Annotated in this window: 13 protein-coding genes; 5 read left to right on the top strand and 8 right to left on the bottom strand. The window is 69.6% G+C overall.

All coding sequences use genetic code 11. From position 1 onward, the window contains the following. Nucleotides 1-122 precede the first annotated feature (122 nt). From IT779_RS00365 to IT779_RS00355, 3 genes are all read left to right on the top strand, one after another. Nucleotides 123-1,625: a sugar transferase gene (locus IT779_RS00365; protein WP_196147108.1), complete on the top strand. Its 1,503-nt coding sequence runs from the start codon at nucleotides 123-125 to the stop codon at nucleotides 1,623-1,625. A 362-nt stretch (nucleotides 1,626-1,987) separates the two neighbouring features. After that, nucleotides 1,988-3,847, top strand: a complete 1,860-nt coding sequence (locus IT779_RS00360) for a glycoside hydrolase family 15 protein (protein WP_196147107.1) — start codon at nucleotides 1,988-1,990, stop codon at nucleotides 3,845-3,847. 13 nt (nucleotides 3,848-3,860) lie between these two features. Further along, nucleotides 3,861-5,252 carry an MFS transporter gene (locus tag IT779_RS00355; RefSeq protein ID WP_196147106.1) on the top strand — a complete coding sequence of 464 codons (1,392 nt, stop codon included), beginning with the start codon at nucleotides 3,861-3,863 and terminating at the stop codon, nucleotides 5,250-5,252. Nucleotides 5,253-5,318: 66 nt separating this feature from the next. Here the strand turns inward: IT779_RS00355 and IT779_RS00350 are convergent, their stop codons facing one another. From IT779_RS00350 to mftR, 7 genes are all read right to left on the bottom strand, one after another. Beyond that, nucleotides 5,319-6,209 carry an SGNH/GDSL hydrolase family protein gene (locus IT779_RS00350; protein ID WP_196147105.1) on the bottom strand — a complete coding sequence of 297 codons (891 nt, stop codon included), beginning with the start codon at nucleotides 6,207-6,209 and terminating at the stop codon, nucleotides 5,319-5,321. A 119-nt stretch (nucleotides 6,210-6,328) separates the two neighbouring features. Beyond that, nucleotides 6,329-8,596, bottom strand: coding sequence for a SpoIIE family protein phosphatase (locus tag IT779_RS00345; RefSeq protein WP_196147104.1), 2,268 nt, complete (start codon nucleotides 8,594-8,596; stop codon nucleotides 6,329-6,331). Further along, on the bottom strand, nucleotides 8,593-9,228 hold the full coding sequence (locus IT779_RS00340) for a SpoIIE family protein phosphatase (RefSeq protein ID WP_196147103.1): 636 nt from the start codon (nucleotides 9,226-9,228) through the stop codon (nucleotides 8,593-8,595). The genes IT779_RS00345 and IT779_RS00340 overlap by 4 nt, the downstream gene beginning before the upstream one ends. Next, a complete protein-coding gene (locus IT779_RS00335; RefSeq protein ID WP_196147712.1) occupies nucleotides 9,221-9,619 on the bottom strand; it encodes an ATP-binding protein in 399 nt (132 codons plus the stop codon). Before IT779_RS00335 ends, IT779_RS00340 begins: the two co-directional genes overlap by 8 nt. Before the next feature lie 4 nt (nucleotides 9,620-9,623). Continuing rightward, nucleotides 9,624-10,013: an STAS domain-containing protein gene (locus IT779_RS00330; protein WP_054813072.1), complete on the bottom strand. Its 390-nt coding sequence runs from the start codon at nucleotides 10,011-10,013 to the stop codon at nucleotides 9,624-9,626. 12 nt (nucleotides 10,014-10,025) lie between these two features. Then, complete coding sequence (locus tag IT779_RS00325) at nucleotides 10,026-10,931, bottom strand: STAS domain-containing protein (RefSeq protein ID WP_196147102.1); 906 nt, start codon at nucleotides 10,929-10,931, stop codon at nucleotides 10,026-10,028. Between the two features lie 129 nt (nucleotides 10,932-11,060). Then, nucleotides 11,061-11,654, bottom strand: a complete 594-nt coding sequence (gene mftR, locus IT779_RS00320) for a mycofactocin system transcriptional regulator (protein WP_196147101.1) — start codon at nucleotides 11,652-11,654, stop codon at nucleotides 11,061-11,063. Nucleotides 11,655-11,719: 65 nt separating this feature from the next. On the opposite strand from mftR, the gene mftE reads away from it, so the two are divergent. Both mftE and mftD read left to right on the top strand, forming a co-directional pair. Then, nucleotides 11,720-12,421: a mycofactocin biosynthesis peptidyl-dipeptidase MftE gene (gene mftE, locus IT779_RS00315; RefSeq protein ID WP_196147100.1), complete on the top strand. Its 702-nt coding sequence runs from the start codon at nucleotides 11,720-11,722 to the stop codon at nucleotides 12,419-12,421. Continuing rightward, on the top strand, nucleotides 12,421-13,620 hold the full coding sequence (gene mftD, locus IT779_RS00310) for a pre-mycofactocin synthase MftD (protein WP_196147099.1): 1,200 nt from the start codon (nucleotides 12,421-12,423) through the stop codon (nucleotides 13,618-13,620). Before mftE ends, mftD begins: the two co-directional genes overlap by 1 nt. 6 nt (nucleotides 13,621-13,626) lie before the next feature. Here mftD and IT779_RS00305 read toward each other — a convergent pair whose 3' ends face one another. Then, nucleotides 13,627-14,115 carry a MarR family winged helix-turn-helix transcriptional regulator gene (locus tag IT779_RS00305; protein ID WP_196147098.1) on the bottom strand — a complete coding sequence of 163 codons (489 nt, stop codon included), beginning with the start codon at nucleotides 14,113-14,115 and terminating at the stop codon, nucleotides 13,627-13,629. Nucleotides 14,116-14,201 lie beyond the last annotated feature (86 nt).

Genomic DNA, 14,201 nt, shown 5'->3' with positions numbered 1-14,201 from the left:
TCGGCCCGGCTTCGAATCGTCTCAGCACAAACGTCGCCGGACGCGCTGTCGCGACAGCGTCGCTCCACGATCGTTCGCGGAGCGAAGAAAATGACGATTCAAGCTCGAGCAGGTATTTCTCCATGGTTATCGAACTCGGTGCCGCAGGCGGCGCGGTAGATCTGCGCCTGCGCGACGCCCATCCCGGCGCCCGCGAAGACTGGCGCGCCGGCTACGTCCGTCGCCTCGTCGTCACCGATATCGCGGTCGTTTCGGCGGCCGTGGCATTCGCCCAGCTTTTCTCCTTCGACCTGTCGGCGTCCCGTCCGCTCGCCTGGGACCCGCGCCTCGGCCCCGCCGCCACCGCGTTCTCCTTCGGGATCGTGGCGGCCTGGTCGATTCTGTTGGGCTGGAACGACTCCCGCGCCACCCGCAGCGTCGGCACGGGCAGCGGCGAATACCGCCGACTGCTCTCGGCGACCCTGCACCTGTTCGGCATCGTCGCGATCGTCTCGCTGGTACTCGACATCGAGGCCACCCACGACTTCCTGTCGCTGTCGCTGCCGCTCGGTCTCGGCGGACTCACCCTCACCCGCACCCTGTGGCGCGGCCACGCGGGCCGCCACCGCGCGCTCGGCCGCTACCGCCATTCGGTGCTCGTGGTCGGCGGCCCCGCCGCCGCCCGCGCCATCGCCGCCGCCTTCTCCCGCGACCACCTGCACGGCTACCACGTCGTCGGCGTCTGCACGACGACCGGCCCCGAGCCGGGCCAGACCATCACCGTCGGCGGCCGCGTCATCCCGATCGCGGGCGACGACCGCTCGGTGGTGCGCGCCGCCCGCAGCACCGGCGCCGACACCGTGGTCGTCATGGCCACCGACCGTCTCGGCCCGCGCGACATCCGCAAGCTGGCCTGGGACCTCGAGGTGATCGGCGCGGAACTCATCGTCGCGCCCGGCGTCATGGACATCTCCGGCACCCGCATGTCGGGTCGGCTGCTTGCCGGAATGCCGATGGTGCACATCGAGAAGCCGCGCTACGATCGCGCGCTTTCGCTGGGCAAGGCGGTCTTCGACGTCTGCTTCGCCGCGGTGGCGGTGACGCTCATCGCCCCCGCGCTGCTGATCATCGCGACCGCGGTGAAACTCACCAGCAACGGTCCGGTGTTCTACCTGTCGGAGCGAATCGGCATGGACGGCAAGCCGTTCCGCATGATCAAGTTCCGCAGCATGTACGTGCACGCGGACCGGCACGTCGGTTCGCTGATCGCGAGCAACGGCGGCAACCCGCTGTTCTTCAAGATGAAGAACGACCCGAGGGTCACCCCCGTCGGCCGGATCCTGCGCAAGTACTCCCTCGACGAACTCCCGCAGTTCTTCAACGTGCTGCGCCGGGACATGAGCGTGGTCGGCCCGCGCCCGCAGGTGCGTCGCGAGGTGCACTCCTACGACGGGATCACCCGCAGGCGACTGCTGGTCCGCCCCGGGATCACCGGACTGTGGCAGGTGAGCGGGCGTTCGGATCTGGCGCCGGAGGAATCGGTGGAACTCGACATCTCCTACGTCGAGAACTGGTCCATGCTGCTCGACCTGCGCATCATCGTGAAGACCTTGCGCGCGGTCGCCGAAGGTGAAGGCGCGTACTGAATTCTCGCGGATCGAGCCGGAATATCTCGACGGGTGCGCTCGATGGATAGCGCTGTCGCGAAATGTCCGATTCGCGGCGCAGCGCACCCGAATGAAATCGGCGTAACCATCTCCGACCGACATATGCCCCGGTAGGTGCAACCTTCTGGCGTGTCAGGAATATTGCTGTATTCGATGCCGGATGCCGTCGCGCCCGCGGATCGGCTCGATAGGCATCGACCTGGATACGAAATCACGGCGCCCTTCCCATTTTCCGGCGGGGCGGTGACACTGAATACGCGGTTTTCCTGATCGGTGATGTTCGACGCGGCGGTACCAGTTCCTGTCACCCGTTATGTCCGATTCCCGTTCGAGGAGTGTCCATGAGCGCATATCCGCCGATCGCCGATCACGGAATCGTCGGCGATCTCCAGACCGCGGCCCTGGTCTCCGCCGAGGGCGCCATCGACTGGTGGTGCGTACCGCGCTTCGACTCACCGAGCGTGTTCGGCTCGCTGCTGGACAGCGAACGCGGCGGATACTGCAAGCTGGCCGCCGAACCGACGAGCGACGGCATGACCGTCCGGCAGCTCTACATGCCCGACACCGCCATCCTGGTCACCCGGTTCATGGCCCCCGAAGGCGTCGGCGAGGTCGGCGACTACATGGTCCCGGTCACCGACCTCGAACCCACCGACCGGCACCGGCTGGTGCGCGTGGTCCGGGTCGTGCGCGGAACCATGACCTTCGCCCTGACCTGCCGCCCCCGCTTCGACTACGGCCGCGCCGAACACACCCTCGACCGACCCGACGTCCGCACCGCCGTCTTCCACGGCCGCGGCGCCGACCTGCACCTGCAGGTCACCGACCCGATCGCGCTGCAGGCCGACGGCGCCGACGTCACCGCCCGATTCACCCTCTCCGAAGGCCAGTCCGCGGTGCTCACCCTCACCGGCACCGCCGCCGACGCACCCGCCCCCGAGCATCCCGACCGCGCCGAGATCGGCGCGGAATTCGATCGCTGCCGCGACTTCTGGCAGAACTGGCTGCGGACCTCGACCTATCGCGGCCGCTGGCGGGACATGGTCAACCGCTCGGCGATCACCCTCAAACTGCTCACCTACGCGCCGACCGGCGCGCCCATCGCCGCCGCGACCATGGGACTGCCCGAACAACTCGGCGGGGAACGCAACTGGGACTACCGCTACACCTGGATCCGCGACGCGTCGCTGTCGGTGCGCGCGCTCACCGACCTCGGATTCACCGAAGAGGCGCACGCGTTCCGAAGCTGGCTCGCCGACCGGCTCGACGCGGGCGGCACCGCATCCGGCGAGCCGTTGCAGATCATGTACCGGGTCGACGGCGACCCGACCCTGGTCGAGGAAGTCCTCGAGCACTGGGAGGGCTACCGAGGCTCGGCGCCGGTGCGGGTCGGCAACGGCGCGGCCGACCAGATCCAGCTCGACATCTACGGTGAGGCCGCCGACGCCCTCGCCCAGGCCGCCGAGGTCGGCGGCATCCGCAACTGGCGGAAATTCGCCGACCTGCTCGACTGGCTGGCCCGCAACTGGGACCGCCCCGACGAAGGCATCTGGGAAACCCGGGGCGGCCGCCAGGAATTCACCTACAGCCGCCTGATGACCTGGGTCGCCTTCGAACGCGGCATCCGGGTGGCGACCGCGCATTCGCGGCCCGCCGACATCGCGGGCTGGACGCGGGCCCGCGACGAGGTGTTCGCCCAGATCATCGATCGCGGCTGGAGCCGCAAGCGGCAGGCGTTCGTCCAGCACTACGCGACCGACGTGCTCGACGCGTCGCTGCTGCTCATGCCGCGCATGGGTTTCCTGTCCCCGCGCGACCCGGCCTGGCTGAGCACCCTCGACGCCATGGACGAGGAACTGGTCAGCGACAGCCTGGTCTACCGCTACGACCCCGCCGCCGCACCCGACGGGCTGCTCGGCTCGGAAGGCACCTTCAACCTGTGCAGTTTCCTCTACGTCGAGGCGCTGGCCCGCTCCGGGCGCGTCACGCAGGCCCGCTACGCCTTCGACAAGATGCTGACCTACGCCAACCACGTCGGCCTCTTCGCCGAGGAGATCGGGCCGTCGGGGGAGCAGCTCGGCAACTTCCCGCAGGCGTTCACCCATCTGGCGCTGGTCGCCGCGGCCATCGCGCTCGACGAACAACTCGACCGGGCCGAAGCGCGATCCGAACCGGCCCGATCCGAACCGGCGCGGACCTGAACGGCGGCAGGCGATGGCGGATCGTTCGGAGGCGGTTCGGACGGCGGCGCCGCGCGGCGTGCTGATCCCGCTGGCGCTCGCGCAATTCATCTGCAGCTTCGCGGGCAGCAACATGAACGTGATGATCAACGACATCAGCGTCGACCTGAACACCACCGCGCAGGGCGTGCAGATCGTCATCACGACATTCCTGCTGGTCATGGCGGCGTTGATGATTCCGGGCGGCAAACTCACCGAACGCTACGGGCGCAAGAGCTGCTTCATGGCCGGGCTGATCGTGTACGGGATCGGGGCGCTGCTCAGCGCGGTGGCGCCCGGACTCGGCGTTCTGCTGCTCGGCAACTCCATCCTCGAAGGCATCGGCACCGCGCTGCTGATCCCGCCGGTCTACATCCTCGCGACCCAACTGTTCGCGGGCACCACGGCGCGAGCCCGCGCCTTCGGCGTCATCATGGCCATGGGCGGGATCGGCGCGGCGGCGGGTCCGCTGATCGGCGGACTCATCACCTCGGCGATCAGCTGGCGCGCGGCCTTCGTCTTCCAGGCTCTGATCATCGCGATCATCATCGTGTCCTGCCGCAGGCTGCGCGACCCCGAACCGCCCGATCCGACCGCGCGCCTCGACAAGTTCGGCGCGGCGCTCTCGGCTCTCGGACTCGTGCTGCTCGTGCTCGGCATCCTCGCCGTCGACGACGACCTGCGGCTCGCGGCGGGACTGCTGCTGGCGGGCGCGGCCGTGCTGTTCTGGTTCTTCCACACCATCCGCGCCGAGGAACGCGCGGGCAAACAGCCGCTGATCTCGCCGAGCCTGTTCGACAACCGCGTCTCGAATCTGGGTCTGATCACCCAGAACATCCAGTGGCTCGTCCTCATGGGCACTTCCTTCACCGTGGCCACCTACCTGCAGGTGGTGCGCGGCTACGACGCGATCGAGACCGGTGTGATCTTCACCGCCGCCACCGTCGGGCTGCTGATCTCCTCGCTCGGCGCCGCGCGCCTGGCCCGCCGCCGCGCGCAGCGCACCCTCATCATGGCGGGCTTCGCGGCCACCTCGGTCGGCATCGTCATCCTGATCACCCTCGCGAACCGCACCATCGACCCGTGGGCCTTCGCTCCCGGCCTGCTGCTGATCGGCCTCGGACTCGGCGTGATGCTGACCCCATCGGTCAATGTCGTGCAATCCAGCTTCGACGACGCCCACCAGGCCGAGATCTCCGGACTCTCCCGAAGCGTGTCCAACCTCGGATCTTCCCTCGGCACCGCCGTAGCGGGCACCATCCTCGTCGCCGACCTCACCGGTCACGCCTACGCCGCCGCCATGATCGTCCTCGCGGTCGCCTCTCTCGGCGGATTCGCGGCCGCCACCCTGCTACCGCGTGCGGCCACGGTCGACTCGGCGGTGTGATCGGAGGACTCGGCGCGCTCCGAACCCATCCGGGTCGAATGCAGGCGAAACTCTTTATCGCCGTATCTATTCCGCGAGCGCCGCGAGCACGCTGCGAGCTTGATAATCGACCCCGAGCTGGTTGGGATGGAAGGGAACGGCGGGCCCGGGCGGGTCGCTGGTGTAGGGCACCAACCCTTCGGCCCACCGGACACCGGGCGGTTGGCAGGCGTCGTGACCCGCACTGCCCGCGTAGGTGTCGACCAACTGAACACCGGTCCGCTCCGCCACGCGCGCGAGCATGGCATCGAGTTCGACGAGTTTCGCCGCCAGCCAATCGGCGTCGGTGGGGGAGACCGGAACGGTCGGCCAGCAACCCCCGTTGGCGGCGACCCCTTCGAAGTAGTCGAGCATGAGGATCCGCGCGGCGGGGGAGCGCTGCCGAATGCCTGCGACGGCGGCGGTGACCTTCGGTTCGGCGGCGGCGATCTGCTGCGACATGCGGTCGACTCCGTCCACGATCCAGGTCTGTCGACACGGCGAGATCGCCGGGTCGGGAGTGATGCAGCCGCGCACGGCGGCGGCGAGTCCGGCGTCGTTGCCGCCGATGAGGATGGTGACCAGATCGGTGTCGGGGGTGAGCCGGTCGAACTGGGGCGTGTTGGTGCCCAGGTACAGGTCGCGTTCCACCGGCTGGGGCGCCGTCATGTCCGCGGTGGTCGCGCCAGCGCAGGCCGCGTCCCGGAACGAGGTCACCGACAGCGCCGCCGCGACCTGCCGCGCGAAGTTGCTGATACGTTGCGCACATCCGGGCGGCACGAATTCGGTGGTCAGCAGCGACCGGTTGAAGGTGGCGTCGGCCGCCCACGAGTCTCCGAGTGCCACGTATTCGTCGTAGCTCGGCGCCGCAGTGGCGGGCGCCGCTACGAAGCCGGTCATGGCCACGCACAGGGCGGCCGACGCGACGAGACTTCTCATGAACGCCTCCGTGGTGAGGGCGGCCGCCGGTGGGAAGTGCGGCTGCCGGGGCATGTGTCCAGCGCTCCGTACGAAAGCTAGCAGGCGATCTGGCTAACTCGCAGCAAAATGCGCGGCGCTCATCGCCGGAATCCCCGCTGCGTGCCGCGCAGCGGGTTCGCGACCGGCGACTTGATCGCGGGCAGCGTGATCGACATCCTGACCGTGGTCCCGGTGTCGGTGTGATCGATGTCGAGTTCCTCGGTGAGCGCCCGCATCATGTCGATCCCGCGCCCGCGATGTCCAGGATCGGCCGAACGCGGCTTCCAGGTCCCCGAGTCGGCGACCACGATCGCCACCGTCTGGGTGTCGCAGGTCGCGGTCAGCTCCACGATGTGCTCGTCGTCGCCCGCGTCGCGATAGGCGTGCTCGATGCTGTTGCTGCACGCCTCGTTCGCCGCAGCCACCAGGTCCGAGGCGAGATCGTGCGGCACCGCCGCCGCCGCGAACCACCCCTTGAGGCTGCGCCGCAGCGCCGCGAGCCGATCGGCGTGCGCGGCGACGCTGATCTTCAACGGCGCGGGCGGCTGCCGATACACCACCATGGCGACGTCGTCGTCGTAACCCGCGGCGGGCCGCAGCCGCGACAGCACCGCGTCGGCGACCTCGCGCGGCAGTTTGCCCGAGGTGTCGGCCAGCACCGTCGCGATCTTGGCGAACCCCTCGTCGATGTCGACGCCGCGCTGCTCCACGAGTCCGTCGGTGAACAGCACCACGGTCGCGCCGGGCGACAGCATCGCGGTGGCCTCGGGGCGGCTCGGCATCTCGAAGGTGGCCAGCGGCACCGAGCGCCCGTCCTCGAGCAGCCTGCCGCGCGCGCCGACGTCGGCGACGATCGCCGGCATGTGCCCGGCGCTGCTGTAGCGCAGGATGCCGGTGGTCGGGTCGAGCACCGCGGCGAACACCGTGGTGCACATGGCGCCGGGAATGCGCCCCGCCACCGCGTCGAGTTCGGCGAGCAGCTGCGCGGGACCGGTGTGCCGCAGCAGCAGAGCCCTTGCGGCCGTGCGCAGTTGGCCCATGACCACGGCCGCGGACAGGCCACGCCCGACGCAGTCGCCGACCACGACGCCGATGCTTCCGTCCTTGAGCGGCACCACGTCGTACCAGTCGCCGCCGATCTCGAGCGGCGGCAGCGCCGGCTCGTAGTGCACCGAGAACCGCGGCGGCAGTTCGATCGGTCCGAGCATGGCGCGCTGCAGGGTCAGCGAGGTGGAACGGGCCTGGTCGAAGTTGCGCGCGCGCTGCACGGCCAGGCTGAGGTGACCGATCAGCAGTGAGAACAGCGTCCAGTCCGCGGCGGTGATGGCGCGCGGCGCCGCGAACCGCAACCACAGCGCGGCGTCACCGATCTCGCCGAGCGGCGCGAGGATCCCCTCCGAGGATTCGGCACCGTCCGGAATCGCGGACAGGCTGCGCGGCGGCCTGCGGCGCGCCCGTTCCAACAGCGCGCTCGCCGCCGCGTCCAGCTTCGGCGCCGCGGTATTGCCGACCCCGGGTTCCACCGCACCGGACATGTAGACCTCGGGGGCGGCGTTGCGCGTCGGCCACACCGAAACCACCGCGGATTCCGCGCCGACCGTGCGCCGCAATTCGTCGAGTCCGACGGCCAGCACCTCGACCACGCTGGTGGCCGCGCCGACCGCGGTGGCCAGGCGCGAGGCCGCCTGATCCCTGGCCTGTGCGTCGTGTTCGGCGGTCACGTCGCGAATGGTGCCGACGAAGATCTGCTCGTTGTTCTCCGGTTCGACCAGCGAACTGCTGCTGACCGCGAGCCAGAGTTGGCGTCCGTCGCGATGCCGGATCGGGATGACGAAACGTGAAGCCTCGGTGCCGAGATCGGGATAGCGCGGCCCCGATGGCACCGACCACGGGTGCGGCAGCGCGTAGGGCACCTCGGCCGCGCCGTAGCCGGTGAGCGCGCCGAAGGCCGAATTGACCTCGACGATGGTGCCGTCCGCGTCCGCGACGAAGAATCCGTCCTGCAAGGATTCGACCAGCGCGGTGCGGAAGGCGTCGCGGCCCGCGAGATCGTCCGCGCGGGAACGCTGTTGCTCGTAGCGGCGGGTGCCGTCGAGGTAGCCGCGGGTGGCGATGTCGAGCGCGGCCAGGGTTTGCAGCAGGAATTCCAGCGCGTTCTCGGCCAGTCGCGGATCGGCGGTCCGCGCGGATTCATCGGTCACGAAACGGAAGTGGTGTTCGGTGAGGTCGAGCAGGCTGATGTCCTCGACCAGCGCCCGCCGCCCGAGTTCGTAGCCCTCGGACAGGGTGGCGTGGGTTGGCGAATCCAGGTGCCGCCGCAGCGCGTTCGCGTAGGCGTCGAGGAAGGCGGCCAGCACCGAGGTCACGGCGCCCCGTTCGTGGTGGCGCCGCGGTGGCGTGCGGCGAGCACCAGGGCGTCGTCGGTGTCCTTGGCGTAGCGGGCCAGGATCTCGGCGGTGATCTCGGCCGTCGACTTCGCGAGGTCGATGTTCTCGGCGGATTCGCTGACGATGCCGTCGGTGGACATCAGCAGCAGGTCGCCGGGGCGGATGTGCACGCTCTGCGGTTGCAGGTTCTGCGGCAGCCGGTAGCCGACGATGCCGCCGGTCAGCAGGACCGTGGCGCGCACCGTCAGACCCGCGGGACTCGCGCTGAGCACCCGTGATTCGACATTGCCGACGCCGAGCCAGCTGATCGCGTCGCCGACGCCGAACTGGGCGAGCGAGACCGCCGCGCCCCTGGTGTCGACCATCGCCCGGTGGCACAGCACCATCAGCACGTCCAACGGTTCGGCCCGGTTCTCCGAAAGCACCTGCGCCGCACGGTCGGCCGCGTCGGCGGCGGCGGCGCCGTGGCCGAGCCCGTCGAGCACCGCGAAGAGCGCGCCGCCGCTACCGGAGTCGAGGACGACGCAGCGGTCACCGGAAATGTGTTGTCCCGGAAGTGCGCGACCGGCCACCGCCCACTCGATCCGGCCGATGATGCCGTCCTCATGCACCGTTCGGCACCCACTTCCACATCTCGACCAGGGTGCCGCGGCCGGGCGCGGAATCCACGATGAGGCGATCCATCAGTCGTCGCGCGCCCGGAAGGCCGAGGCCGAGTCCGCGACCGGTGGAGTATCCGTCGTCGAGGGCGCGCGCGATGTCGCGGATGCCAGGCCCCTGATCCTGGGCCTGCACGACGAGCGCGCGGCGTCCTTCCCGGTCGTCGACCAGCAGCCGGATCTCCCCGCTGCCCGCGTAACTGGTGATGTTGCGCGCGATTTCGGAGATCGCGGTGGAGATCATGGTCCGGTCGGTGAGGGAGAAGCCGAGTTCGGCGGCCAACTCCCGGCCGGCCTGACGCGCGGTCACGATGTCCCCCGACATCTTGACCACGATCACCATGCTCTCAGCGGCCACTGTCACGACCGTCTCGCTGGCGACGTCCCGATGCCTTGCGATTGAGCCAGGCGAGTCCCTCTTCGAGGTCGAGGGCGGTGTGCATGTCCTCGAAGGTGAGGCCGAGCTGCACCATGGCGAACGCCACTTCCGGCTGCAGGCCGACGATCACCGTCTCGGCGCCGCGCAGCTGCGTCATGTGCGCGATGGTGCGCAGGGATCTGGCCGCGAAGGAGTCCATCACATCGATCGCCGTGACATCGACGATGATGCCGTGCGCTCGATATTTGCTGACCTGCTTCATGAGATCGTCTTGCAGGCGCTCGGTATCGGCGTCGGTCAGTGCGGACTGGACCGACGCGATGAGATAGGTGCCCTGCTTCAGAATGGGTACTGGCATGAGCAGGCCCGCTCAGCGCCCGTCCCGCTCGAGGAGACGGTCGGACGTTCGGGTGACCTCGTAGCCCAGCAGGAGTTCGGCCTCCTCGATACCACCCTGGAGGTCGCCGACCGCGTTCATCTTCGACAGGTCGAGGCCGATGGTGACCAGGGTGAGCGCGATCTCCGAGGACAGGCCGGTGATGATGACGTTGGCGCCCATCAGACCGGAGGCGTCCACGGTCTGCACGAGGTGGTTGGCGACCGTGGAGTCGATGGTGGGGACGCCGGTGATGTCGATGACGACGACCTTGGCGCGGTTGGCCCGGATGGCGCGCAGCAGCTGTTCGGTGAGCTGGCGGGCGCGCTGGCTGTCGAGCACGCCGATGATCGGGAGGATGAGTAACTGCTCGCGCACCTGGAGCACCGGGGTGGAGAGTTCGCGGATCGCCTCCTGCTGCTGGCGGATGACGCGCTCGCGCTCCTGGACGAAGGAGATGGCGACGGTGCTGGCGATGCGGTTGGCGGCGGGCTCGTAGGCGTCGAGCACGTGGTTGAGCAGTTCGAAGTTGGACTGGTATTTCTCGAACAGCGAACGCGCGAGCACGTCGCGCAGCAGCAGCACGATGCCGAGGACCTCGTCGGTTTCGACGCCTCGGGGGATGATGCGTTCGGACAGGTCGCGCGCGTAGGCCTGCAGCGCTTCGACGCTGCCGGTCTCGAGCACGTCGACGTAGTTGTCGTAGACCGAGGTGACTTCGGAGAAGATCTCCTCCGGGGTCATCGCGGTGAGCAGCTGGGCGTCGGTGATGCGGCGCAGCCACTCCTCACGCAGGGCGGTGCGGTTCTGCCGCAGGTGCTCGACGAGCTGTGGCAACAGATTGTCGACCGGCCCCGCGGGCAACGAGTCCGCCGAAAGGCTCATGGACACCTCGGACATGGAAATTCCAGCCCCTCTCGACGGGTGGTCGTGATCATCGTGCGTCGCGGCTGCTAGCCGATACCGAGCCTAGTCATACCCCACGGGGATTGCGCGCGAAACCTGCGGGCAGCTCCCGGTGTACCGGGCTCACAGGTCGAATCCGCGTTCCAGGGCGGCCAGGGCCAGGTCGAGATACACCGTGAGGTCGGCGTCGGCGGCGGCCAGCCAGGCGTCGAAGGCGGCGCGGGCGGCGGCAAGGGTGGTGCGCCCGACCGCGAGCGGGATGAGCGCGTCCTCGGGTTGCCCGAGCCGACGGGCGGCGAATCCGCTCACCGCCCGTTCCCAGGCGTCGTAGTGCGCGCCCGCGGTGGCGGCGAGCGCGGGGATCGTGCCGACGAGTTGCATCCTGACCCGCAGTTCCGGCACGTCTTCGGCGCGATACCGGTTGGCGTTCACCACGACTCGGCGCACCGCGGTCATCATGGGCTCGTCGTCGCCGACGGTGGCGAAGGCGGTGCGCAAATTCGTCACCTCGTCGTCGAACTGCGACCACAGCACCTCGGCCTTGGTGGGGAAGTAGCGGAAGAAGGTGCGGCCGCTGACGCCCGCCGCCGCGGCGATCTGTTCGACGGTGGTGTTGTCGAATCCGTGCTCGCTGAACAGCCGCATGGCGATCAGTTCCAGTTCCCGCTTGCTGGTGCCGCGTGGGCGTCCTCGGCCCGCCGTGCCGGTTGTCGTCACCGGTCGAGTATCGGTCAACAGGGGAACGCCTTGATTATGTCAGTGACTGACGTTAATCTCGGGGCATGTCAGTGGCGGATCTCACGTGGCCGGAGGCGGGCGAATACTCGACCCCGGATGTGATCCTGGCCGTGCCGCTCGGCGCCACCGAGCAGCACGGTCCGCACCTGCCGCTGTCCACCGACACCGAGATCGCCGTCGCCCTGTGCGAAGGACTCGCCGCGCGCCGCCCCGGCGTGCTCGTCGCCCCGCCGCTGCCCTACGGTTCCAGCGGCGAACACGCGGGCTTCCCGGCGACCCTCTCCATCGGCCAGGCCGCCCTGGAACTGGTGCTGATCGAACTGTGCCGCTCGGCGACCGACACCTTCGACCGCGTACTGCTGGTCAGCGGCCACGGCGGCAACCTGGAACCGCTGCGCCGCGCCGAGACGCTGCTGCGCTCGGAATCGCGCGACGTGCGCGGCTGGTTCCCCCGCTACGACGGCGACCCGCACGCGGGCCGCGCCGAGACCGCCCTCATGCTGGCGCTGCGCCCCGACGCGGTGCGCGCCGACCGCGCCGAACCCGGCGACACCCGCCCGCTGCCCGAGGTGCTGCCCCTGCTGCGCGCGGGCGGCGTGCGCGCGGTCAGCCCCAACGGCGTCCTCGGCGACCCGGCGGGCGCGAACGCCGACGAGGGCCGCGCACTGCTCGACCAACTGATCACCGACCTGCACGACACGACCCGGCTGTGGTGGCCGGTGGCCACACCCGAAAGGATCCACTGATGAATCCCTGGTTCGAAACCGTCGCCGAGGCGCAACGGCGCGCGAAGAAACGCCTGCCGAAATCGGTATACGGCGCGCTGATCGCGGGCTCCGAGCGCGGCCAGACCATCGACGAGAATCAGCAGGCGTTCACCGAACTCGGCTTCGCCCCGCACTGCGCCGGTTCGATCGGCGACCGCGACCAGTCCACGACCGTCCTGGGACAACAGCTCTCGATGCCGGTCATGATCTCTCCGACCGGCGTGCAGGCCGTGCACCCCGACGGTGAGGTCGCGGTGGCGCGGGCGGCCGCGGCGCGCGGCATCGCCATGGGACTCAGCTCGTTCGCCAGCAAGCCGATCGAGGAGGTGATCGCGGCCAACCCCGCGACCTTCTTCCAGCTCTACTGGTGCGGAAGCAAAGACGACATCGCGGCGCGCATGGAACGGGCGAAGGCGGCGGGCGCGGTCGGCCTGATCCTCACCCTCGACTGGTCCTTCTCGCACGGCCGCGACTGGGGCAGCCCGGTCATCCCGGAGAAGCTCGACCTGCGCACCATGCTGAAGTTCGCCCCGCAGACCCTGGCGCGCCCGCGCTGGCTGGCCACCTACGCGCGCTCGGGCAGCATCCCGGACCTGACCGCCCCGAACATGGTGGTCGGCGACACCCCCGCCCCCGGATTCTTCGGCGCCTACGGCGAGTGGATGGGCACCCCCGCCCCCGATTGGGACGACGTGCGATGGGTCGTCGACCAGTGGGGCGGCCCGGTCATGCTCAAGGGCGTGATCCGCGTCGACGACGCGCAGCGCGCGGTGGACGCGGGCGTCGCGGCGATCTCGGTCTCCAACCACGGCGGCAACAACCTCGACGGCACCCCCGCCTCGATCCGCGCGCTGCCGGTGATCGCCGACGCGGTCGGCTCACAGATCGAGGTCGTGCTCGACGGCGGCGTGCGGCGCGGCAGCGACGTGGTCAAGGCCGTCGCCCTCGGCGCGCGCGCGGTCATGATCGGCCGCGCCTACCTGTGGGGCCTCGCGGCCAACGGGCAGGCGGGCGTGGAGAACGTGCTCGACATCCTGCGCGGCGGAATCGATTCCGCGCTGCTCGGACTGCGCAAGACCACGGTGGCGGAACTGGAGCGCGGCGACATCGTCGTGCCCGACGGTTTCGAGCGCGCGCTCGGCGTGCCGGAGCGTGCGCGGGTGGCCTCCGCGAGCTGATCCGGCTCAGGTCTCCTCGGCCGGTCTTCGGTGCTCGGCCGGCCTGCGGTGATGGGCGAGCAGCGCGTCGTAGATGTCGGCGAGCGCGGCGAGCTGGTCGCGGTCGAGGGCGTCGATCATATGCCTGCGCACGCTGTGCACGTGCGCGGGCGCGGCGCTGCCGAGCGCCTCGACGCCGCGCGGGGTCAACCGCGCGGCGGTGCGGCGGGCGTCGTCGGGAATCGGTTCGCGCGCCACGAGTCCGCGCTTTTCCATGCGGGTGATCTGGTGCGACAGCCTGCTCTGCGACCATTCCAGCCGCTGCGCCAGATCCGCGAAGGTGCAGCGGTTGTCGGGGGCGTTCGCCAGGCCTGCCAGTACCGAGTATTCGACGTAGGTGAGATTGGAATCGCGCGCGGAATCGCGTCCGACGGCGGCTGCGATGAGATCGCGGGTCCGTACGAAACCGAGCCACGCGCGCATCTCGACCTCGTCGAGCCATGGTTGTTCGTTCACGACACCGCCTCGCTGCGCTCGCTCACGGCGGCCCTCCAAACTCTGACGCGTCATATCAATGGTCGGGCCGAAACGGGCCGCGACGG

It is taken from the genome of Nocardia bovistercoris, assembly GCF_015674855.1.
GTDB lineage: Bacteria > Actinomycetota > Actinomycetes > Mycobacteriales > Mycobacteriaceae > Nocardia > Nocardia bovistercoris.
Note: the sequence above shows the minus strand (reverse complement) of the source record. Positions and strands in the feature narration are given on the sequence as shown.